The sequence below is a fragment of the Streptomyces sp. NPDC046308 genome, assembly GCF_055588065.1.
The window spans coordinates 283,040-303,699 of the sequence record NZ_JBVJFB010000003.1 but is presented as its reverse complement, the minus strand read 5'-3'; the positions used below and the strand labels follow the sequence as shown (position 1 = coordinate 303,699).

Annotated in this window: 17 protein-coding genes; 10 read left to right on the top strand and 7 right to left on the bottom strand. The window is 72.7% G+C overall.

The window, feature by feature from the left end:
• Positions 1–184: 184 nt before the first annotated feature.
• Entirely contained in the window at positions 185–853 is a 669-nt protein-coding gene (locus ACZ6JT_RS15210; protein WP_469210033.1) for a hypothetical protein, read from the top strand.
• Positions 854–979: 126 nt separating this feature from the next.
• Positions 980–1,195, top strand: coding sequence for a DUF6458 family protein (locus ACZ6JT_RS15205; RefSeq protein ID WP_030026053.1), 216 nt, complete (start codon positions 980–982; stop codon positions 1,193–1,195).
• Between the two features lie 15 nt (positions 1,196–1,210).
• Here ACZ6JT_RS15205 and ACZ6JT_RS15200 read toward each other — a convergent pair whose 3' ends face one another.
• Together ACZ6JT_RS15200 and ACZ6JT_RS15195 are read right to left on the bottom strand one after the other, a co-directional pair.
• Entirely contained in the window at positions 1,211–2,326 is a 1,116-nt protein-coding gene (locus ACZ6JT_RS15200) for a glycosyltransferase (protein ID WP_469210710.1), read from the bottom strand.
• A gap of 8 nt (positions 2,327–2,334) precedes the next feature.
• Positions 2,335–2,874 (bottom strand): WcaF family extracellular polysaccharide biosynthesis acetyltransferase, encoded by a 540-nt coding sequence (locus ACZ6JT_RS15195; protein ID WP_469210031.1) that lies wholly within the window; start codon positions 2,872–2,874, stop codon positions 2,335–2,337.
• A 95-nt stretch (positions 2,875–2,969) separates the two neighbouring features.
• Between ACZ6JT_RS15195 and ACZ6JT_RS15190 the strand changes: the two genes are divergently transcribed.
• Positions 2,970–4,493, top strand: a complete 1,524-nt coding sequence (locus tag ACZ6JT_RS15190; protein ID WP_469210029.1) for a hypothetical protein — start codon at positions 2,970–2,972, stop codon at positions 4,491–4,493.
• 87 nt (positions 4,494–4,580) lie between these two features.
• Here ACZ6JT_RS15190 and ACZ6JT_RS15185 read toward each other — a convergent pair whose 3' ends face one another.
• From ACZ6JT_RS15185 to ACZ6JT_RS15175, 3 genes are read right to left on the bottom strand one after another with little or no spacing between them, the layout of a single operon-like run.
• Positions 4,581–5,825 (bottom strand): MATE family efflux transporter, encoded by a 1,245-nt coding sequence (locus tag ACZ6JT_RS15185; RefSeq protein ID WP_469210028.1) that lies wholly within the window; start codon positions 5,823–5,825, stop codon positions 4,581–4,583.
• A complete protein-coding gene (locus tag ACZ6JT_RS15180) occupies positions 5,822–7,567 on the bottom strand; it encodes a lipopolysaccharide biosynthesis protein (protein ID WP_469210026.1) in 1,746 nt (581 codons plus the stop codon). The genes ACZ6JT_RS15185 and ACZ6JT_RS15180 overlap by 4 nt, the downstream gene beginning before the upstream one ends.
• Positions 7,564–8,775 carry a glycosyltransferase gene (locus ACZ6JT_RS15175; RefSeq protein ID WP_469210709.1) on the bottom strand — a complete coding sequence of 404 codons (1,212 nt, stop codon included), beginning with the start codon at positions 8,773–8,775 and terminating at the stop codon, positions 7,564–7,566. Before ACZ6JT_RS15175 ends, ACZ6JT_RS15180 begins: the two co-directional genes overlap by 4 nt.
• A gap of 150 nt (positions 8,776–8,925) precedes the next feature.
• Here ACZ6JT_RS15175 and ACZ6JT_RS15170 point away from each other — a divergent pair, with 150 nt between their 5' ends.
• Complete coding sequence (locus tag ACZ6JT_RS15170) at positions 8,926–9,429, top strand: FAD synthase family protein (RefSeq protein ID WP_376616656.1); 504 nt, start codon at positions 8,926–8,928, stop codon at positions 9,427–9,429.
• On the opposite strand, the gene ACZ6JT_RS15165 is transcribed toward ACZ6JT_RS15170, so the two are convergent.
• Positions 9,410–10,132: a CDP-alcohol phosphatidyltransferase family protein gene (locus ACZ6JT_RS15165; RefSeq protein ID WP_469210024.1), complete on the bottom strand. Its 723-nt coding sequence runs from the start codon at positions 10,130–10,132 to the stop codon at positions 9,410–9,412. The genes ACZ6JT_RS15170 and ACZ6JT_RS15165 overlap by 20 nt on opposite strands.
• 126 nt (positions 10,133–10,258) lie before the next feature.
• A complete protein-coding gene (glgX, locus tag ACZ6JT_RS15160; RefSeq protein ID WP_469210022.1) occupies positions 10,259–12,652 on the bottom strand; it encodes a glycogen debranching protein GlgX in 2,394 nt (797 codons plus the stop codon).
• Positions 12,653–12,834: 182 nt separating this feature from the next.
• Between glgX and ACZ6JT_RS15155 the strand changes: the two genes are divergently transcribed.
• The 6 genes from ACZ6JT_RS15155 (at position 12,835) to ACZ6JT_RS15130 (ending at position 20,309) form a co-directional block, all read left to right on the top strand.
• On the top strand, positions 12,835–14,055 hold the full coding sequence (locus ACZ6JT_RS15155; protein WP_469210708.1) for a L,D-transpeptidase: 1,221 nt from the start codon (positions 12,835–12,837) through the stop codon (positions 14,053–14,055).
• 144 nt (positions 14,056–14,199) lie between these two features.
• On the top strand, positions 14,200–16,455 hold the full coding sequence (locus ACZ6JT_RS15150) for a choice-of-anchor A family protein (protein WP_469210020.1): 2,256 nt from the start codon (positions 14,200–14,202) through the stop codon (positions 16,453–16,455).
• A gap of 202 nt (positions 16,456–16,657) precedes the next feature.
• Positions 16,658–17,302 (top strand): L,D-transpeptidase family protein, encoded by a 645-nt coding sequence (locus ACZ6JT_RS15145; protein ID WP_469210702.1) that lies wholly within the window; start codon positions 16,658–16,660, stop codon positions 17,300–17,302.
• Positions 17,303–17,459: 157 nt separating this feature from the next.
• Positions 17,460–18,698: a L,D-transpeptidase gene (locus ACZ6JT_RS15140; protein WP_469210018.1), complete on the top strand. Its 1,239-nt coding sequence runs from the start codon at positions 17,460–17,462 to the stop codon at positions 18,696–18,698.
• A gap of 87 nt (positions 18,699–18,785) precedes the next feature.
• On the top strand, positions 18,786–19,553 hold the full coding sequence (locus ACZ6JT_RS15135) for an enoyl-CoA hydratase/isomerase family protein (protein ID WP_351294952.1): 768 nt from the start codon (positions 18,786–18,788) through the stop codon (positions 19,551–19,553).
• 243 nt (positions 19,554–19,796) lie between these two features.
• Complete coding sequence (locus ACZ6JT_RS15130) at positions 19,797–20,309, top strand: ATP-binding protein (RefSeq protein WP_319723615.1); 513 nt, start codon at positions 19,797–19,799, stop codon at positions 20,307–20,309.
• Positions 20,310–20,660: the final 351 nt, after the last annotated feature.

The window sequence follows — 20,660 nt, the reverse complement described above, 5'->3', positions numbered from 1 at the left end:
AGGCTGGGGTCGTTGGGGGTGGGTGGGGGTTTGTGTTGTGTTCCCCCTAGCAGGGAACAAACCACGTTGGTCCCCCCCTCCCCCCCCCCCCCCCCCCCCCTCCCCCCTCTCCCCCCCCCCCCCCCCCCCCCCCCCCCCCCCCCCACGCCCGTCCCACCCCTGTAAGTAGTACGGGAGCCATCCGATGTACCGACGCTCCGCGGCGGCCGCTGTCCTGCTGACCGCCGCCCTGACCCTGACCGCCTGCAGCTCCGGCGGTGACGACTCCGAGGCGAAGGTGAAGCCCCCGGCCTCGTCGGCGGCCCCCGATCCCGCGGACGCCCCGGCCACGGCGGAGCCCGCGGCCGACGCGAAGCCGACGGGCCCGGTCCTGCCCGACACGAAGCTCACCCCGAAGACGGGCAGCTTCACGGCGCAGGAGAAGAAGTACCTGAGCGGGCGGGTCCCGGAGAAGACGGACCCGGCGGCCGTCCTGCAGACCGGCCAGGAGGCCTGTCAGCGTGTGGCGCGCACCGCGAAGCACGACAAGGACGCGGCGACCGGGGCCGTCATCACCGGGGAGATCCCCGGAGCCAAGGACGCGATCACCTTCCTGTGCCCGGACCAGCAGCCGATCCTCGCCGCGGCGGCGAAGGGCTTCGCCGAGGGCACGAAGCAGGCCCCGGCGGCGGGCGGTTACCGGGCGCTGACCCAGGCCACGAACTGCACCTGGGAGGCCAAGGGCAAGGACGGCGCCGTCCTCGCCTCGGGCCCCGAGGCCCCGCCCAAGGCCGGCGACAAGATCACGGCGACCATCCCGGCGGGCACGACGGAGTTCAACTCCTCGGGCTGCTACGCCTGGATCCCCGCGTAGCACCGCGGCACACCATCGGCGTACGACAACGCCCCCGAGGACCGGACTCCCGGCCCCCGGGGGCGTTTTCGTGCCCCGGACCCGGGTATCCGCGCGGTCACAGCCACAACGGCGGAAGGCGGACTCATGGGCATCGGCGGATGCATCGGTTTGATCGTGGTGGGCGCCATCCTCACCTTCGCCAGCGACTGGGAGATGGAGAGCGTCAACCTCGACCTGGTCGGCCTGATCATGATGGCGGTCGGCGGGATCGGCCTCGCCGTGTACACCAGCATCTACAAGCGGCGCCGGGCCGCCGGCGCGATACCGGTCGTGGAGGAGCACCGCCGGGACGTCATCTGACGCCGCGGCGGGGCCTCACCCGCGCAGCGCGCCCTCGTACACCGGGAGCAGGGTGTCCAGGACCGCGTCCATGGAGAAGGAGTCCGCGGCCAGCTTGCGCGCCGACAGCGAGGCCTCCCGGTTGGCCGCCGGGTCCAGCAGGGCCAGGACGGCCGCGGCGACGCCCGCCGGTCCCGGATCCACCGCGTGCCCCGCACCGGCCCGCGCGACGTCGCGGGCCAGGCCGTTGGAGTGCGTGACCACCGAGGGGACGCCCACCGAGAGCGCCTCCAGCACCGACATCGGGAACGGCTCGTCCACCGAGGGCAGGACGTACACGTGCGCCCGGCGTAGCTCCGTCAGGACCTCCGCCCCGGACAGTGCCCCCGGCACCGTGAACCGGTCCGTCAGGCCCAGCTCCCCGATCCGGGCGCGTACGGCCCCCAGCTCGCCCTCGTCCGGGCCCGCGACCACGAAGTGCGCGTCCGGACGCGCCGCCAGGACCGCCGGGGCCGCGTCCACGAAGTCCACCGGCCGCTTGCGGGCCTGCAGGCGCGCCGAGTAGAGGATCCGCGGCGGGCCGGCCAACGGCGGCCGCTCCTCCTGCGCCGGAGTGCCGTTGACCAGGCGGACCGCGTTCGGCAGCGGAGCGCCCACCACCGCGTCCAGGCCCTCGCGTTCGTGCGGGGTCAGGTACAGCAGCGCGTCCGCGCCGCGCAGCAGCCGGCGTACCGCCACCGCGTCCAGCACCTTGGCCAGCAGCTTCTCGCTGGGGTCCACCATCCCGTGGGTCTGCAGCACCAGCGGCTTGCCCGCCCGCAGCGCCGCCAGCGCCACCGGCAGGGTCACCAGGTCCCGGGCCAGGTGGACGTGGACGAGATCGGCGTCGCGCACCAGCCGGCCGGCCGAGGCCAGCAGCGCCGGCGAGGTCATCCCGCTGAAACCGAGGGGCAGCAGACGGCGGGCGGGGAACAGCTTCGCCGGTACGCCCTCCACGGAGGTGGGCCACGCGTCGAAGCCCTCGCCCAGCGCGAGCAGCCGCGCCTCGTGGCCCCGGTCGCGCAGCCCCTTCGCCAGGTTCAGCGCGACCCGCACCGGCCCGCCGAAGGCGTGTGAGGGGGAGTGCAGGGTGACGGCGTGCAGCACGCGCATCGGGGTGCTCACTTGGGCTCCTCCACCGGGCGCCGACGCCCGTCCTGGGTCTGCAGCGTCAGCTCCGGCAGGTCCTTGTGCACGACCGAGCCCGCGCCGGCGACCGCGCAGCGGCCCACCGTGACCCCGGCCAGCACGGTCGCCCGTACGGCCACCCAGGCGCCGTCCTCGACGGTGATGGGCGCGTTGCGGTAGCGGAAGTCGGCGGCCCGGTGGTCGTGCGAGCCGGTGCACAGCATGGCCTCCTGGGAGAGGCACACGTGCGAACCGATCGTCAGCGGCTCCAGGTTCAGCAGCCAGGCGCCCTCACCGATCCAGGTGTGGTCCCCGACGGTGAGCTTCCACGGCCACAGCACGCGCACCCGGTGGCGTATCAGCACGCCCTCGCCGATCTTCGCCCCGAAGGCGCGCAGCAGCCCCACCCGCAGCCGGGCAGGACAGAACCAGCTCATGAAGAGCGTGTTCATCACGGCGAACCAGAGCGCCTGCGTCAGCAGCCCGCGGCCCTTGTCGTAGCCGGCCAGCGTGAAGGAAGGAAGATCCCGCAACTGTCGCCCCCATGAGTACTCCGCCGCCGCCTCCCCGGGCGTGGCCCGCTCAGACTAGACTGCGCGCGGACCAGGCACATCGGGTGGGGGCGGCAGTGACGACGGACATACGCAAGCCCCCCGCGCCGCCCGCGAAGCAGCCGGTCCCGTCCCCCTTCGAGGACGAGAGCCTGTGGGGCCGGGCCACCCTCCCGCGCACCCTGCTCTCGCGTGCGCTGTCCGTACCGCTCGCGCTCGGATTCACCGTCTTCCTGCCGTTGTTCGTCGCCGTCCAGGACGGCGCGGGCGTCCGTGACGCGGCCTTCTGGCTCCAGCTCCTGCTCACCATGTACGCGGGCGCCCGGCTCTCCGCGATGGTGCTCACCAGCCGACGCAAGCTGCTCCAGGGCTCCTTCTGGCTCTTCGTCTACATGGCCATGGGCGTGGCCCCGCTCGCGCAGGCCGTCCTCGGCCAGGTCCCGACGCCGGTCGTCGGCCCGCGCTCCGACCTGACGGTCGCCATCGGGCTCGTGCTGCTCGGCTGCACCGCCTTCGACGTCGGCGTGCTGCTGGCCCGTCACCGGCCGGCCGGGCGAGCGGGCGGCTCCCAGAAGGAGTCCAGGCCCGTCATGGCGCACCGGCGCCGGCTCCAGCTCCTGACGCTTCTCTCGTTCCTGTGCAGCGCCGTCTTCATCTTGAAGCTGGGCGGGCCGGCGGTCTTCTTCTCCAGCCGTCAGGAGATCATCGCGGGCATCGAGGAGGCGGGCGTCTCCAACGGCGACGGCCAGGCCGGGCAGGCCCTGCTGCGCGGCTTCGGCACCGTACCGGCGCTCCTCGCGCTGCTCCTCCACACCCGCTGGCTGATCACCTCGAGGTTCGCCCGCCGCAAGGTGTCGATCATCGTCACGTGGGCGGCGCTGGCCTGCCTCAACCTGATCGTCAACAACCCGATCTCGAACCCGCGGTACTGGTTCCTGACGGTCATGTTCGCGCTGCTCTTCACCGTCTTCCCGGTGAGCGCGGCGATGTACCGGGTGGCGCTGTCGATGGCGGTGGTCGTCGCGCTGCTGATCTTCCCCTTCGCCGACCGCTTCCGGTACGACGAGAAGAACTACCGTCCGGTCGAGACCACGTCCTTCCTGGAGCCGATGGCGCTCAAGGACTACGACCAGATCGGCATGTTCGCGAACACCATCACCTTCTCGGAGTCGGGCCCCGGGCACTTCTACGGGCGCCAGCTGGCCGGGTCGATCTTCTTCGCGGTGCCCCGCGCGGTCTGGGCGGGCAAGCCGCGGGACACGGGCGTGATGGTCGGCCAGTGGATGGGCACGGTCAACACCAACCTCTCCTCCCCGATCTGGGCGGAGCTGTGGCTCGACTTCGGTCCGCTGGGCATGGGCGCGGGGCTGCTGGGCATGGGGTACGCCTCCGCCCGCGTCGACCGGCGCTACGCGAAACGGGCCACGCGCAGGTCGCCGCCGGGCAGCCTGATCTCGGTGGTCGTCCCGCTGGTCGCGGGCTACTCCTTCATCCTGCTGCGCGGCCCGTTGCTCCAGGCGTCGGGTCGGGTGGCGATCGCCGCCCTCTGCCTCGCGCTGGTCGCCACGTACCGCACGGACCGCGGCACGACGCTGCGCTAGCCCTGCCCGTGCCCAGGAGCGGGGTCTGGGGCGGAGCCCCAGGAAACGGTGAAAGGGCGGGGCGGGGAGACGGCTCCGCGCAGCGGGTCAGGGCGTAGGGGCGGGGGCCCGGTGAGGTTCGTCGGCCTGCGGAGCGGGGGGGCTCAGCCGGGCCACGCGGAGCCACGCGGCCAGGGCCTTGAGTGCGGAGCCGGCCGCCAGGCCCCACGCGGCGCCCGCCACACCCCCCACCGCGTACCCGCCGAGCAGCAGCCCCACGGACAGCACCGAGAAGACCACCTGCAAGGAGAGCGTCGCCTTGGGCGCCAGCACCCGCAGGGTCAGCAGCGCACAGGTGCCGAGCCCCATCACCGCGTACTGCGCCCCCGTCGCCGGCAGCAGCGCGGCCGTCGCCGCCCAGGTGTCGCCGAGCAGTTGACGGCCCACCCGCTCGGGCAGCGCGTACAGCACGGCTGCCCAGCCCGCGCCGAGCGCGGCCAGCGCCAGGCCGAGCAGCGCGGTCGCCCGTACGGTGGCCCGCTTGCCGCCGAGCCGCCCGAGGACCGGCGGCCCGAAGGAGTTCGCGGAGTTGAACAGCACGTTCAGCGGCCCGAAGAGGGTGGTCGCACCCCGCAGCGCGCCGACGGCCAGCGGGGTGGCGAAGACGCCGAGGCCCAGTACGGCGAGCTGGCTGGAGCCGTTGCCCACCGCGAACTCGACCACGAACCGCTGCCCGAGGTGACCCCGGCGCAGATACGGCCGTAGTCCCGCGAGACCGCCGCGGGCGCCGCGGACGTACGGCCGCAGCAGCCACAGCCCCAGCCCCAGCGCGGGCACCGCGGAGAGCCCCCACACCAGCACCAGCCGCCCCGCCGAGGCCCCTTCGGGCTGTACGGCGAGCGCCGCGACCACGCACACCAGCCGCAGCGCGTCCGCGGCCAGCGCCCGCTCGGGGGCGCGCAGCGCGGAGAAGCAGTAGCGCAGCCCGTCCTGGAGGAGCACCAACGGCAGGACGAGGCCCAGCGCGAGGAAGGCCCGGCCGGGCGTCGCGGGCAGCGCGAGGCCCACCACCACGAGCAGCGCTCCCACGGCGGCCGACGCGGCCGCGGTGAAGCCGGCGGCGGAGCGGCACAGCGCGCCGAGCCGTTCGCCCTTCTCCAGGACGAGGCTCTGGCCGACGTAGGCCATGTTCAGTCCGAGGAGCACGCTGAAGGTCACGTACACCATCGAGAAGTCGGCGAACCCGGCCGCCGAGGACAGCCGGGCGGCCAGCACCAGCACCAGGATGTTCGTGGCGCTGGAGGCGGCCTGGTCCAGGACCGACGCGACGGCGGCGAGGCCGCGTCGGCTCATCTGCGGCCCATGCGCACGGTGCGCAGCGCGACGGTGTCGGTGCCGTCACCGGGGATGTGCTGCTCGGGCTCGGCCACCTCGTACGGGATCGGCTGCGGCGGCTTCGGTCCGCCCGCCGGGGAACCGGCGGCGGGGCCGGGGTCCGGGGTCTTGTCCTTGCCGCGGCCGCGCTTCTCGCCGGGCAGCGGGGCGTGCAGCACCGCGCCGAGCACCGTGCCGCCGGCGCCGCTGATCAGCTCGCGGATCCGGGACAGGTCGGTGCGGTGGACGCCGCGCGGGTTGCAGACGACCAGGACGCCGTCGACGCGGTCGACGAGGGCGAGGGCGTCGGCGTAGGAGAGCACGGGCGGCGCGAGCACGACGACGGTCGCGTTGGGGGAGTCGGCCTCGGAGATCAGCCGGGTGGCGCGGGGGGAGGTCAGCGCGCGCGGCACGTTGCGCGCCCGCTCGCCGGGGATCAGGTCGAAGGAGCCCGACTCGCCGGCGTCCACGACGAGCTGGCGCCCGTCGGGCCACTCGGAGTCCGAGTGCCGTCCGCCGCCCTTCTGGCCGCCCGGGGTCTGGCTCCAGCGCGGCCGGCCGCCGGCGTCCGTCGGCAGCTGGCTGGCCAGTACGGGGGTGCGCAGGTCGGCCTCGATCAGCAGCACGTCCTTGCCGGTCTCCGCGAAGGAGGCGGCGAGGTTCACGGCCACCGCGGCGGCGGTCTCGCTGCTGCCGCGCGGGGCGACGACGAGCAGTCGGCGGCGGTCGGCGAAGCGGGAGTCGTAGGCGAGCCGGAAGGCCACCGAGCGGTACTCCTCGGCGAGGCGGGGATCGGCCTCGCCGGCGGCGAGCAGCGGTCCGCCGCCCGTCCGGTCGCGGGGCAGGTAGCCGAGCACGGGCGCGCGCAGGGCCCGTGCCACGTCGCCCTCGGAGCGCGGCGCCGGGTCGAAGACGAGCCGGACCCAGGCGGCCAGCAGGCCGAGGGCGAGGCCGACGGCGGCGCCGAGCGCGAGGGACATGAGGATGCCGGGGCCGTCGGCTCCGGGGGGCGCGGTCGCGGCGCTGGTGACGCGGCCCGGGGTCATGTCGAGGGCCTCGAGCTTGGTGATCTTGGTGTTGTAGCCGCCGACCTCGCTCTGCAGGTCGGTCTTGGCGGAGCTGGCCGCGTCGCGCCCGGCGCCGGCGGGCATCCGGGCGATCTCCTTGGAGAGCTCGTCGAGCTGCTTGGCGATCGGGTCGCGCTGCTCCTTGTAGCCCTTGACCATCTTGTCGCGGGTGGCGTCGAGGGACTCCTGTCGCTTGAGCAGGTACGCCTCGGTCATCGCGTTGGCGCGCTTGGCGGCCTCCTTGGGGGAGGACGCCGTGTAGGTGAAGCGCAGCACCATGGTCTGCGGCGGGTTGGTGACCTGGAGGCCGCTGCGCAGGGCGGCGAAGCCGGACGCGGACACGCCGAGCTTCTTCGCCGCCTCGTTGGCTATGGAGGAGCTGAGCGCGACCTGGCGCTCGGAGCCGATGTTGATCGCCTTGTCGGGGGCGAGGCTCGGGTTGAACGGGTCGTCGGTGGGCGCGCGCAGCACGACGTCGGCGGTCGCGACGTAGGTGTCGGCCGTGGAGATGCCGAGGTAGACGCCGCCCAGCAGGCCGATGCCGATGCCCGCGCCGATGAGTCTGCGGTAGCGCAGGAGCTGCCGGAACTGGTCCCTGAGGAGATCCGGTTCGTCGTCGGCCGGCGCCGCTGCAGGGCGGTTCGTCTCGATCACGGCCGGGGTCCCCCAAGTGCTTCGTCTATCAGTGCGTCGATGCGGGCCAGGCCCGCTTCACGGCTCAGATGGGCCGCCACGTGGCGGGGTCCGGCCGCTCCCAGTGCGTCCGCGCCTTCGGGGTCCTCGGCCAGGGCCCGTACGGCCTTCAGCAGGGCCTCAGGGTCCTCCGGCGGTACGAGCACCCCCGCGCCCGAGCGTTCCACCTCCTGGGCGGTGCCGCCCTCCGCCGCCACGGAGGCGACGACGGGGCGGCCGGTCTGGAAGTAGGAGGTGAGTTTCGACGGCACGCTCATGTCCAGCACGGCAGCGTGCTGCGTGACCGCGAGTACGTCCGCCGCGGCGAGGATATCCGGGAACTCGCCGTCCGCGGCAGGGGGGATGATGTCCAGATTCGGTACATCGGCCGACAGATCGGCGAGCGCGGCGCGCTGACTGCCGTCGCCCATCAGGACGAAGCGGACATTCGGATCCAGTCTGGCGGCGCCCACGAGGACCTCCAGTCCCTGCTTGAGGCCCATGTTCCCGGAGTGCAGGACGACGGTCTCGCCGGGGCCCCAGCCGAGGTGGCGGCGGGTCTCGCCGCGCGGCTTCGTGGGGACCGCCACGTGCGACCAGTTGGGGACGAGGCGGATCCGGCCCGGGTCCACGCCCATGGCGACCACCCGGTCCACGAAGGTCTCGTGGATGACGCCGACGAGGGTGGCGCGCTTGAGGGCGTACGCCTCGGCGCGGCCGGCGATCGCGGCGGCCTTGTCCCCGCCGCTGATCCCGCTCTGCGCGGCGGCGGCGCCCATCAGGTCCTGGACGACGGGGACGTACGGGACCTTCCAGCGGGCCGCGAGCCGGGCGGCGAGCACCCCGCCGGCCAGGCTGGGCATCTGGGCGAGCACCGCGTCGGGCTTGGGCATCCGGGGCGGGGCCACGGCGCCGTGCAGCAGAATCGATCCTTCAAAGAGGGCGCGCTTCACGGCGGTCTGACGTGGCGGCACGGTGTGCGCCCGCCGGTGGACGGTGACGCCCGCGCGCCGTTCCGTGCGCTGGAGCGCCCCCTTGTACTCCGGCTCGACGGACCACGCCGGGTAGTGCGGCATGCCCGCCAGCACGTGCGTCTCGTGGCCGAGATCCGCCCAGTGCTCCGCGATCTGGGTGGCATACGGGCCGATCCCCGCGTGCTCCGGAGCGTAATTGGTGGAAACCAGCAGCATGCGCCGCTGACCGGATCTGGACACCGAGCGTCCCCTCTTCCCCTGGATGATGCGCACGTCACCCTATTCGTTCACCCGCATGCTGCGGAACGTGCACGCTATTGTCTGCTAATCGGCTGCACCGGGGGGTGCGGCGGCTGGGGATAACAGATGACGGAGCACGACATGTCCGACTTTGGCGCGCCGGCGCGTAGACCGTACCGAGTCGGCTACGCGCCGGGAGCCTACGATCTGTTCCACATCGGACATCTGAACATCCTTCGCCACGCGCGCAGCCGGTGCGACTACCTCGTCGCCGGAGTGGTCTCCGACGAGATGGCCGAACTCGCCAAGGGGCGCCGCCCGATGATCCCGCTCGTCGAGCGGCTGGAGATCGTCCGCAGCGTGAAGTACGTGGACGCCGCCTTCGTGGAGACCGTCCCGGACAAGGTGGAGACCTGGAAGCAGGTCCGCTTCGACGTCATCTTCAAGGGCGACGACTGGCGCGGCACGCCCAAGGGCGACCGGCTGGAGAAGGACTTCGCCGCCCACGGCGTCGACGTCGTCTACTTCCCCTACACCGTGCACACGTCCAGCACCCAGCTGCGCCGGGCGCTGGACGCGCTCGCGGAACCCCCCGCCCTCCCCGGTCAGGTCACCGGGGAGCGGCGCTGAGCTCCCGGAACCACTTCGCGAGGAAGGCCAGCAGGAACAGCCCGGCGACCACGCCCAGCCCGGCGTACGCCCAGGTGAACAGCCTCCCGCCGCCGAGCAGCACGAACACCACGCAGAACACCCCGTAGTCCACGGGCAGCAGGGCCACCGCGCGCAGGGTCGAGGGGGCGGCCGCGGGGCTGCCCGGGGCCGGTTTGGCCTTCAGCTTCTCCGTCAGCAGCCCGCCGAAGAAGGTGACGACCGCGGCGAACTGGAAGCCCAGCGGCACCAGGAGCCAGCCGTCGGCCGTCGTCCCGTACTCCTCGGGGAAGCGGTAGAAGGCGATCAGCACGCACGCGTGCAGCGCCGTGAGCTTGGCCGCGTCCACGACGTGGTCCAGCCACTCGCCGGCCGCGCTGCCCCCGCCGCGCAGCCGGGCCAGCTGCCCGTCCGCGGAGTCGAAGGCGAAGCCGACGGCGAGGGCCGCCCACACCGCGATCCCCAGCGTCCACGAGGGCGCGCACAGGGCGAGCGCCGCCACGGCGGCGAAGCTGAAGGCGGCGCTGACCAGCGTCACCTGATTCGGGGTGAGCCCGAGCGCGTACGAACCGGCGGCCAGGTATCGCCCGGCGGGCCGGTTGACGAACCGCGAGTACAGCGACACCCCCTTCGCCGACTTCTGCGCCCCGCGCAGTTCCTGCAGCGCGGTGTTGACTCTGCCCATGCAGGACCCCCTCTGAACGATGTCGAACACATCATCGCAGGGCGAACAGGAGAGTCGTTCCGGATGTCCGGATGCCCGGACGCCCGCGGAGGCGGCGGCGCGCGCAGCCCGCGGGCCGCCGCCCCCTCACACGGACGGCCCCCGCGCCCCGGGCCCGCAGACCCGCAGCAGCAGGACCGAGCGGGCCGGGACCGTCAGGCTCTCCCCGCCGCGGTGACGGGTGCGGGGCGCCTCGGACTGGCTCTCCAGGGAGGTGTCCAGGACCAGCTCGTACGCCTCCGCCCACGGCGCCCCCGGCAGGACCCAGGCCAGCGGCCGGTCCCCGGTGTGCAGCAGCGCGAGGAAGCTGTCGTCCGTCACCTGCCGGCCCCGCTCGTCACGGCCCGGGATGTCCCGCCCCGACAGGTACATCCCCAGCGCGGCGGCCGGCGCGTACCAGTCCCGCTCCGTCATCTCCGCGCCCGCCGGCGTGAACCAGGCCAGGTCCCGCAGCCCGTCCGCCCCCTGCGGCCGCCCCGAGAAGAACGCCCGCCGCCGCAGCACCGGGTGGGCCTGCCGCAGCGAGATCAGCCGCTCCGTCAGCGCGAACAGCTCCCGCCACGCCGGGTCCTCCAGCAGCGACCAGTCCACCCACCCCGTCTCGTTGTCCTGGCAGTAGGCGTTGTTGTTGCCGCCCTGCGTGCGCCCGAACTCGTCGCCCGCCACCAGCATCGGCACCCCCGTCGACAGCAGCAGGGTGGTCAGCAGGTTGCGCAGCTGACGGCGGCGCAGCGCGCCCACCCGGGCGTCCTCGCTCTCGCCCTCCTCCCCGCAGTTCCACGAGCGGTTGTCGTTGGTCCCGTCCCGGTTGGCCTCCCCGTTGCCCTCGTTGTGCTTGCGCTCGTAGGACACGAGGTCGCGCAGGGTGAATCCGTCGTGCGCGGTGACGAAGTTCACCGAGGCGTACGGGCGCCGCCCGCCCCAGGCGTACAGGTCGCTCGACCCCGAGAGCCGGTACCCGAGGTCCCGTACGTCGGGCAGCGCGCCCCGCCAGAAGTCCCGTACGGCATCGCGGTAGCGGTCGTTCCACTCCGTCCACAGCGGGGGGAACGCGCCCACCTGGTAGCCGCCCGAGCCCACGTCCCAGGGCTCGGCGATGAGCTTCACCCGCCGCAGCACCGGATCCTGGGCGATCACCGCGAGGAACGGCGACAGCATGTCCACGTCGTGCATCGAACGGGCCAGCGCCGCCGCCAGGTCGAAGCGGAAGCCGTCCACCCCCATCTCCGTCACCCAGTAGCGCAGCGAGTCCGTGATGAGGCGCAGGACGTGCGGGCGCCCGGCGTGCAGGGTGTTGCCGCAGCCCGTGTAGTCGGCGTAGCGGCGCTGGTCGGACTGGAGCCGGTAGTAGCCGCGGTTGTCGATCCCGCGCAGCGACAGGGTCGGACCCAGCTCGCCCGCCTCCGCCGTGTGGTTGTAGACGACGTCGAGGATCACCTCGATCCCGGCCGCGTGCAGGGCCCGCACCATCCGCTTGAACTCGCCGACCTGCTGCCCCGCCGTCCCGGACGCCGAGTAGCCCGCGTGCGGGGCGAAGTAGCCGATCGAGTTGTAGCCCCAGTAGTTGCGCAGCCCCCGGCGCAGCAGGTGGTCCTCGTGCGCGAACTGGTGCACGGGCAGCAGCTCGACCGCCGTGACCCCCAGCTTCGTCAGGTGCTCCACCGCCGCCGGATGGGCGAGCCCCGCGTACGTGCCGCGCAACTCCTCGGGAACACCCGGATGGCGCATCGTGAACCCGCGCACGTGCAGCTCGTAGATCACCGAGTCGGCCCACGGGGTCTTCGGCCGGACGTCGTCCGCCCAGTCGTCGTCATCGTGGACGACGACGCCCTTCGGGACGAACGGCGCCGAGTCCCGGTCGTCGCGCACGGTGTCCGCGATGTACTGCTGCGGCCAGTCCCGGACGTGCCCGTACACCTCCGGCGGCAGGGTGAAGTCCCCGTCGACGGCCCGCGCGTACGGGTCCAGGAGCAGCTTCGCCGGATTGAACCGGGCACCGGTCCAGGGGTCCCAGCGCCCGTGCACCCGGAACCCGTACCGCTGACCGGGGCGCACGCCCGGCACGAAACCGTGCCAGATCTCGTGCGTGAGCTCGGTGAGCGAGCAGCGGGTCTCGCCGCCCTCGGAGTCGAACAGGCACAGCTCCACCGCCTCCGCGCCCTGCGCCCACAGGGCGAAGTTGGTGCCCGGCGTCCCCTCCGGCCCGTGGTGGAACCGGGCCCCCAGGGGATGCGAGGAGCCCGGCCACACCGCTGGTCCCGGGCGCGTGTGGACGCGTAACACCTGCCCCTTGACCTGCCCGTTCGACTGCCCGTTCGACTGGCCGCCCGGATGACCGTTCGGGCGGGTGCTCGGATGGGCGCCCGGCTGGCCGCCCGGATGTCCGTCGACCCGCGGTGCGGGCGCGGTCTGGCCGCCCCGCACCGCATCGACGGCGTTGCCGACGGCTTCCACCGCCTCTTGCTCGGCTGCGCTCGACACTGCCCGCCTCCACGGCTCCTGGGTACCTGCGGGGGTGGGGAGAGTGCGGCCCCGGCGTCCCGGCCCGGGCCCGCCCCCGTCTGGTCCTTCACACTGTTCTGCCCGGACTGATCCGCCCGGAACGTGGCGCGCGCTCACGTTTCCCCCGGAGGGGCCCGGTCGTTGGAGGGATCGTGACACTTCTGACGAGGCGGGCAGGGGCGGGCTTGGCCGCCGTGGCGGCATGGGCGGGCCTGTTGGGCGGGCTGGCCGGATGCACCAAGGACGGCACATCGCCGGTCGAGATCCAACTGCCCGGCAAACCCCGCTCGCCGGACGAGGCCATCCGCATCACCCCCGACGACAACGCCAAGGGGGTCCAGGCCGACGCGCGGCTGGTGGTCACCGTGCCCGAGGGCCGGCTGGAGCGGGTCGTCGTCACCAAGGTGGAGGACGCGCAGCAGGAGGAAGTCCCCGGCTCCATCGCCGACGACGGGCTCAGCTGGAGCCCCGACGCCGAGGCCGGCCGGCTCGCGCTCGCGGCCAAGTACACCGTGGACGCCGTCGCCCTCGACGGGCACAACCGCCGCCAGGCCCGGCACACCAGCTTCACCACCTACGTTCCCGAGGAGCGGTTCATCGGCTACTTCAAGCCCGAGAACCGCTCCACCGTCGGCACCGGCATGATCGTCTCCTTCAAGTTCAACCGCGCGATCGAACGGCGCGCCGAAGTGGAGCGGGCCATCACCGTCACCTCCGACCCGGCCGTGCAGGTCGTCGGCCACTGGTTCGGCAGGGACCGGCTCGACTTCCGGCCCAGGGAGTACTGGAAGGCCGGCACCAAGGTCACCGTGAAGATGGACCTGCGCGACGTCGAGGGCGCGGCCGGTTCGTACGGCATCCAGTCCAAGACCGTCACCTTCACCGTCGGCCGCTCCCAGATCTCCCGGGTGGACGCGACCGCGCACACCATGGAGGTCCGCCGGGACGGGGAGCTGCTGTCGACCCTGCCGATCAGCGCCGGGGCGCCCAAGACCACGACCTACAACGGGAAGATGGTGGTGATGGAGCTCTTCGACGTCACCCGCATGAACGGCCAGACCGTCGGCTTCGGCGGCGAGTACGACATCCCCGACGTCCCGCACGCCATGCGGCTCACCGCCTCGGGAACCTTCCTGCACGGGAACTACTGGTCCAGCCCCGACACCTTCGGCTCCACCAACGTGAGCCACGGCTGCGTGGGCCTGCGCGACGACAAGGGCGGCGGCTCCGACACCCCCGCCGGCTGGTTCTTCGACCGGACCCTGATCGGCGACGTGGTGGAGGTCGTCAACTCGCAGGACAAGACGGTCGCCCCCGACAACGGGCTGGGCGGCTGGAACATGTCCTGGGCCGACTGGGTCGCCGGCTCCGCCATCGTCTGAACGCCGTACGGCGGCGCCGTACGAGTGACCCGTGTGATCGGAATGACGTAGCGGAGAGTGTCCGCGCCCCGTCCACCGGCGCCCGACCCCCAGCCTGTCAGGGCAATCAGGGCAAACAGGGCAGCCGGAAACGGACGGAGCGTCATGTCAGCAAGGAACTGGACCCTCGGGCTCGCGATCGGGGCCGTGCTGGCCGCCGCGGCCCCCACGGCCCTCGCCGCGGACCCGGGCGCGGCCCCGGGCACGGGCCGGCCGGCCGCGGCCGCCCGGGCCCCGCTGCCCGACGGGCTGGGACCCTGCGTCCCCGGCCGCTGCCCGGACCCGTACCCGCCCCTCCACAGCGACGGCGTACTGCGCGGCCGGGACAACGGCATCAACATCTTCGCGGGCGGCGACTTCCGGGTCCGGGGGAGCGCCTCCGAGGCCGAGGGCCGCCTCGTGGTCCTCGGTGACTTCGACCAGGACAAGGCGGCGGGCGGCGACAGCCGCTACAACGTCGGGATCGTCGGCGCCGGATCGCTCGTGCCGCCGCCGGACGGAGCCGACTTCCTCACCACCGGCGGAGGGATCACCGTCCCCCCGGACGAGCGCCTGCTCGCCGACGGCGGCGTGGTCCGCCACGCGGGCCCGGTCACCGGCAGGGTGTCCGGCCGCCTGGTCCCCGACGCCGCGGCGGTCGCCCCGTACGCGGGACTGCGCGAGAGGCTCAGCGCCGCCAGCCAGTGCTACGCCCGGGTCGACGGGCAGCCGCGCCCGGCCACCGGAACCGCCGTCAACAACCGCTACGAGACGGTCTTCACCGGCGACGGAACCTCCCCGCTCCAGGTCTTCAACGTGAACGCGGACCTGGTGGGCAACGGGGGCGGCCAGCAGGGCATCCGGTTCGCCCGGATCCCGGACACGGCCACCGTCCTGGTGAACGTCCTGGGCGCCGACCGGACGATCAACACCTACAGCGGCGGCATCCAGGACACCGACCCGCTGAACGCCTACCGCGACCGCCTGCTGTGGAACTTCCCCGACGCCACCACCGTGCGCCTGACCGGCGGGGGCCAGTTCCAGGGCAGCTTCCTGATGGGGCAGCAGACCTCCGAGACCACCGTCACGCTGCCCGGCATCAACGGCCGCTTCCTCACCACCGGCTCCGTCACCCACGGCAGCGCGACGGCCGGGGGCGGCGGCCAGGAGTTCCACGCCTACCCCTTCAACGGCGACCTGCCCGACTGCGGGGGCCCGGCCCCGGTCACCGGCTCCCTCTCGGTCCTCAAGCGGGACGGGGACACGGGCGCCACGCTCGCCGGGGCCCGCTTCGAGCTGTGGCGGGAGACCAACGGCACCGCCGGCCTGCAGACCACCGGCGGTGCGGACGCCGACACCCGCGTCGCCGAGTGCACCACGCGGGCGGGCGGGCGGTGCGAGGAGACCGCCACGCCCGGCACGTACTACTGGCGCGAGACGCAGGCGCCCCCCGGCTACGAGCTGCCGGCCGAGACGGTCCACGAAGTGAGGCTGACCGCCGCGAACGCCTCGGCCGGCGTCCGCTACGAGGCGGACAACCGGCGGACCCCGCAGCCGCCGGACGGCGCACGGGTGGTGCTGCGCAAGACCGACGCGGCCACCGGCCGGCCGCTGCCCGGCGCACGGTTCGAGCTGTGGCGGGAGAGCAACGGCACCGCGGGGCTCCAGCCCGTCACGCCCGGAGGCGACACCCTGCTGGACGCCGCCTGCGAGACCGACGCCCGGGGCGCCTGCACCGTGGAGCTGCCGGTCGGCGAGACGTACTACTGGCGGGAGACCGCCGTCCCGGCCGGCTACGAACCGCCCGCGGACCCGGTCACCCGCTTCGACCTGAACGAGGGCGACGTGAGGGACGGCATCGAGGTCGCCGTCGCGAACGCGCGGAGCGAGGAGTACGAGGGCTCCATCCGGATCGTGAAGCAGGACGCGAAGACCGGACGGCCGCTGCGCGGCGCGGTGTTCGAGGTGTGGCAGGAGACCAACGACACCGCCGGGCTCCAGACGCGCGGCATCAACGCCGACCGCCGGGTCGCGGACGGCTGCGCCACGGACCGCGGCGGGGTCTGCGACTTCGGCCCGCTCCCCGAGGGCTGGTACTACCTGGTCGAGACGGCGGTCCCCGAGGGCTACGCCCTGCCCGCGGACCGGGTGACCGGACCGCTCAGGCTGGACGGCGCCACGCCGGGGGGCCGGCTCCTGGTCACACTGCGGAACGAGCGCGACGGCCACGGCAAGGGCAAGGGGAAGGGCGGCCACGGCAAGGGCGACCACGGCCACGGGAAGGGCGACCACGGCAAGGACCACGGCCACGGGAAGGGCGAGCACCCGAAGCACTCCGGGCACCCCGGCCACCCGAAGGACGCCAAGGGGCCCCGGGCCTGACGCCGGCCCGGTTCGAGCACGACCCGGTGCGCCGGTGGAGTGAGCTCCTCACCCCGCCGGCGCACCAGCGCGAGCAGTACCCCCGCCCCACGGGTTGGCTGGGCTGCGACCGTCACGTCCGCAGGCCCGAGGAGGCGCCGATGGCCGCACGTCAGGGGACCGGCCCGGCAGCGCGGGCGGCGGCGGTCGGCGCCCTGTCGCACTGGCGGCCCTGCACCCGTCCCCGGCGGCGGCCGGCCCGGCGGAACCGGAGAGCGCGTGCGCGGCGGGCACCGGCCCCTACCAGCGGGAGCTGGAGGGCCACCTGGGCCGGCCGGTCGACGGGGTGCAGTCCGCGGCGGACTGCACCGCGGTCCGGGCCTTCCAGCGCGCGAACGGAGTCGACCCCGCGGACGGTTACGCGGGCCTCGCCACCTACCGCACGATGCTCGTCGTGACCGCCCGCCCGGACCCCAACGCCGCGGGCGACTGCCCCGTCCGCGAACACCGGGTGACCTGCGTGGACATGGACCGCCAGCTGCTGTGGGTGCAGCGGGGCACCCGCGTCGTCTTCCCACCGGTGCCCATCCGCACCGGCCGCGACTCCGAGGAGACCCGGCCGGGCTGGCACGAGGTGTACTGGCGCAGCAAGGACCACGTCTCCACGCTGTACGACGCACCCATGCCCTACGCGCAGTTCTTCGACGGCGGCCAGGCCCTGTACGGTACGCCCGACTCCCTTTACGGCAGCAGCGGTTCGGCCGGCTGCGTCAACCTCACCGAACCGGACGCGGCGCGCCTCTGGGACCTGCTCACCGAGGGCGACGCGGTCTACGTGTGGGGCACCAAGCCGGGCACCGAGGACTGACCTGCCTCCCTCCCGCCCCTCCCGCCGACCGTCCCCGACGGCCGATCCGGCCGCTGATCAGCATGTTGGGACGGAACGGTGACAAGACCGTGGCTCATCGTGATCTGCCCATGTGATTTCCTGTCGACAAGCGCGCGACTGTCCGCGCGCGGGGGACATGGGGAGAACAAGAGTGAACCTGCAGCCGATACGCGGCCGCGCCCGCACCGGCCTGCCGGCCCTTCTGCTGGGGGCGGCCCTGCTGTTCACCACCGCGTGCAGCGGTGGTGGCGGGAGTGACAGCAGCGGCGGCGGCGACAACGCCGGGGGTGGCGCCAAGAACGGGACCGAGGCCTCGAAGGCCGTCGTCAGCGTCAAGCCCGACGACGGGGCCAAGGAGGTCGCCACGAGCGGCGTCCTGAAGATCTCCAGCAGCGGGGGCAAGCTCACCACGGTGACCGTCGCGGACACCAAGGGCAACGCGGTCGAGGGCAAGCTCGCCGACGACGGTTCGAGCTGGGAGCCGGCCCGCCACCTGGCCTCCGCCACCGAGTACAAGGTGCACGCGGTCGCGAAGGACGAGGCCGGCCGGGAGTCCGCCAAGGACACCACCTTCACCACCCTGACGCCGACGAACACCTTCGTCGGCCACTACACGCCGGAGGACGGCGCGGAGGTCGGCGTGGGCATGCCGGTCTCGATCAACTTCTCCCGTGGGATCACCAACCCCGAGGCCGTCGAGAAGGCCATCACCGTGACCGCCGAGCCGGCCGTGCCGGTCGAGGGCCACTGGTTCGGCAACGACCGCCTGGACTTCCGCCCCGAGAAGTACTGGGCCGCGGGCACCAAGGTCACCGTGAAGCTCGCCCTCGACGGCGTCGAGGGCCGCCCGGGCGTCTACGGCAAGCAGACCCGTACGGTCACCTTCAAGATCGGCCGCTCCCAGATCTCCACGGTCGACGCGAGCGAAAAGCACATGGAGGTCGTCCGCGACGGCCAGGTCATCAAGAAACTCCCGATCACCGCGGGCGCCCCGTCGACCACCACCTACAACGGGCAGATGGTCATCAGCGAGAAGTACAAGGTCACCCGGATGAACGGCGCGACCGTGGGCTTCGGCGGCGAGTACGACATCTCCGACGTCCCGCACGCGATGCGCCTGTCGAACTCGGGCACCTTCGTGCACGGCAACTACTGGGCCTCCTCCGGCACGTTCGGCTCGGAGAACGTCAGCCACGGCTGCGTCGGCCTCAAGGACGTCCGCGGCGCCGGCGACGGCAACCAGCCCGCCGCCTGGTTCTTCAACGAGTCCCTGATCGGCGACGTGGTCATCGTGAAGAACTCCAAGGACAAGCAGATCGCCCCGGACAACGGCCTCAACGGCTGGAACATGGACTGGGCGGAGTGGATCAAGTAGGCGGGCCCCCGACCCCCTGAGGCCGGCCCGGTGCTGTGACACACAGCACCGGGCCGGCTCGCGTTAACCGCGGCTAACCTGGCCCGTATGACCATCTCTCTCGAAGTCTCCGAAGGCGTCGGCACCATCCGCCTGGACCGGCCGCCCATGAACGCCCTGGACATCGCCACCCAGGACCGGCTGCGCGAGCTCGCGGTGGAGGCGACCGACCGGGCCGACGTCCGCGCCGTCGTCATCTACGGCGGCGAGAAGGTGTTCGCGGCGGGCGCGGACATCAAGGAGATGCAGACGATGGACCACGCGGCGATGGTCGCCCGGTCCCGTGCGCTCCAGGACGCCTTCACCGCCGTCGCCCGCATCCCCAAGCCGGTCGTCGCGGCCGTCACCGGCTATGCGCTGGGCGGCGGTTGCGAGCTCGCGCTGTGCGCCGACTACCGGATCGCCGCCGACAACGCCAAGCTCGGCCAGCCCGAGATCCTGCTCGGCCTGATCCCCGGCGCGGGCGGCACCCAGCGGCTGTCGCGGCTGGTCGGCCCGTCGAAGGCCAAGGACCTCATCTTCACCGGACGCATGGTCAAGGCCGACGAGGCGCTCACCCTGGGCCTGGTCGACCGGGTCGTGCCCGCCGCCGAGGTGTACGAGCAGGCGCACGCGTGGGCCGCCCGGCTGGCGCAGGGTCCGGCGATGGCGCTGCGCGCCGCCAAGGAGTGCGTGGACGCCGGCCTGGAGGCCGACATCGATACCGGTCTGACCATCGAACGCAACTGGTTCGCGGGCCTGTTCGCCACCGAGGACCGGGAGCGCGGCATGCGCAGCTTCGTCGAAGAGGGCCCGGGCAAGGCCAAGTTCGTCTGATCGCTGCGGCGGTCTCCTCCCTGTGGGTGGATTAGCCAGGCCTTAAGGCAGCCTTAAGCGGAAACGGTGATCCACTCACGGTGATCGATTCCCTGCGGTGTGTCACCGCAGGTCAAACCGGGTATTGAAGCATCTTTGTTGCCTCCCGCATATGACGGGGCACCCCCTTGGTTTCGTTGAATCCGGGGGGTGTTTTCCCCTGGAACCGCCCGGAGGGGCAGCTCGGCCGTCCATGATGGGTGCATGGCGGGCCTGGAGGGTGTGGAACAGCCGCGGCAGCGCGGCAGCGCTTCGGCGGTACGGCTCACGGCGGCTCTTGAGGACGAACAGGGCCTCAAGGCGCTGGAGTTGTACGGGAATCCGGCCGAGGCGGAAGTGACGCTGCCGTCCATGCCGGAGTCGGCGAGCACGGCGCGCCGGCTCACCCAGTGCGTGGTGATCCGCCTCTGGGGACTCTCGCCGCAGATCGCCGAACACGCCGTCCTGCTGGTCTCGGAGCTCGTCGGCAACGCGGTGCGGCACACCGGGGCCCGCTCCTTCGGCTTACGCATGCTGCGGCGGCGCGGCTGGATCCGGGTGGAGGTGCGCGACCCCTCGCGCGGACTGCCCTGCCTGATGCCGGTGCACGAGCTCGACACCACGGGCCGGGGCCTCTTCCTCGTCGACAAGCTGTCCGACCGCTGGGGCGCCGACCTGCTGCCGCGCGGGAAGATCACCTGGTTCGAGATGCGGGTCGCCGACCGCCAGAACGCCTGAGCGCCGGAGAAATGCCTGAAGCCCCCGGCTCGCCGTGGTGGGGCGGTGTGGGGGCTTCATGGGTGCGCCGAGGATCGAAGGGGGTGTGATCCTCGGCGTGGCGACTTCGCTCGGGTCAATGGGGAAGCCGTGGTTCCGACTATGGCAGACGAGGGTCCAAACGCCAAAAGTCCCTACTTGGACATAAGTGTGCAAATCATAAGACTTTCTAGCTAAATCCTAGGTGAGGTGGGCCACTCACCTCGCAATCTATGAATAACTATCGGAACCTCTGAGTGAATCGTTGATCACATAGAGGATCGACCACTCGTTCAGCCCCTTCCGGTGGACGTCCCGAATTGGGTCAATCAT

Coding starts and splice junctions, on each gene's coding strand:
- ACZ6JT_RS15205 (WP_030026053.1), top strand. CDS start 980: ATGGGCATCGGCGGATGCATCGGTTTGATCGTGGTGGGCGCCATCCTC.
- ACZ6JT_RS15185 (WP_469210028.1), bottom strand. CDS start 5,825: ATGAGCCGACGCGGCCTCGCCGCCGTCGCGTCGGTCCTGGACCAGGCC.
- ACZ6JT_RS15140 (WP_469210018.1), top strand. CDS start 17,460: ATGGGGAGAACAAGAGTGAACCTGCAGCCGATACGCGGCCGCGCCCGC.
- ACZ6JT_RS15170 (WP_376616656.1), top strand. CDS start 8,926: ATGACGGAGCACGACATGTCCGACTTTGGCGCGCCGGCGCGTAGACCG.
- ACZ6JT_RS15210 (WP_469210033.1), top strand. CDS start 185: ATGTACCGACGCTCCGCGGCGGCCGCTGTCCTGCTGACCGCCGCCCTG.
- ACZ6JT_RS15150 (WP_469210020.1), top strand. CDS start 14,200: ATGTCAGCAAGGAACTGGACCCTCGGGCTCGCGATCGGGGCCGTGCTG.
- ACZ6JT_RS15135 (WP_351294952.1), top strand. CDS start 18,786: ATGACCATCTCTCTCGAAGTCTCCGAAGGCGTCGGCACCATCCGCCTG.
- ACZ6JT_RS15200 (WP_469210710.1), bottom strand. CDS start 2,326: ATGCGCGTGCTGCACGCCGTCACCCTGCACTCCCCCTCACACGCCTTC.
- ACZ6JT_RS15165 (WP_469210024.1), bottom strand. CDS start 10,132: ATGGGCAGAGTCAACACCGCGCTGCAGGAACTGCGCGGGGCGCAGAAG.
- ACZ6JT_RS15175 (WP_469210709.1), bottom strand. CDS start 8,775: ATGCTGCTGGTTTCCACCAATTACGCTCCGGAGCACGCGGGGATCGGC.
- ACZ6JT_RS15130 (WP_319723615.1), top strand. CDS start 19,797: ATGGCGGGCCTGGAGGGTGTGGAACAGCCGCGGCAGCGCGGCAGCGCT.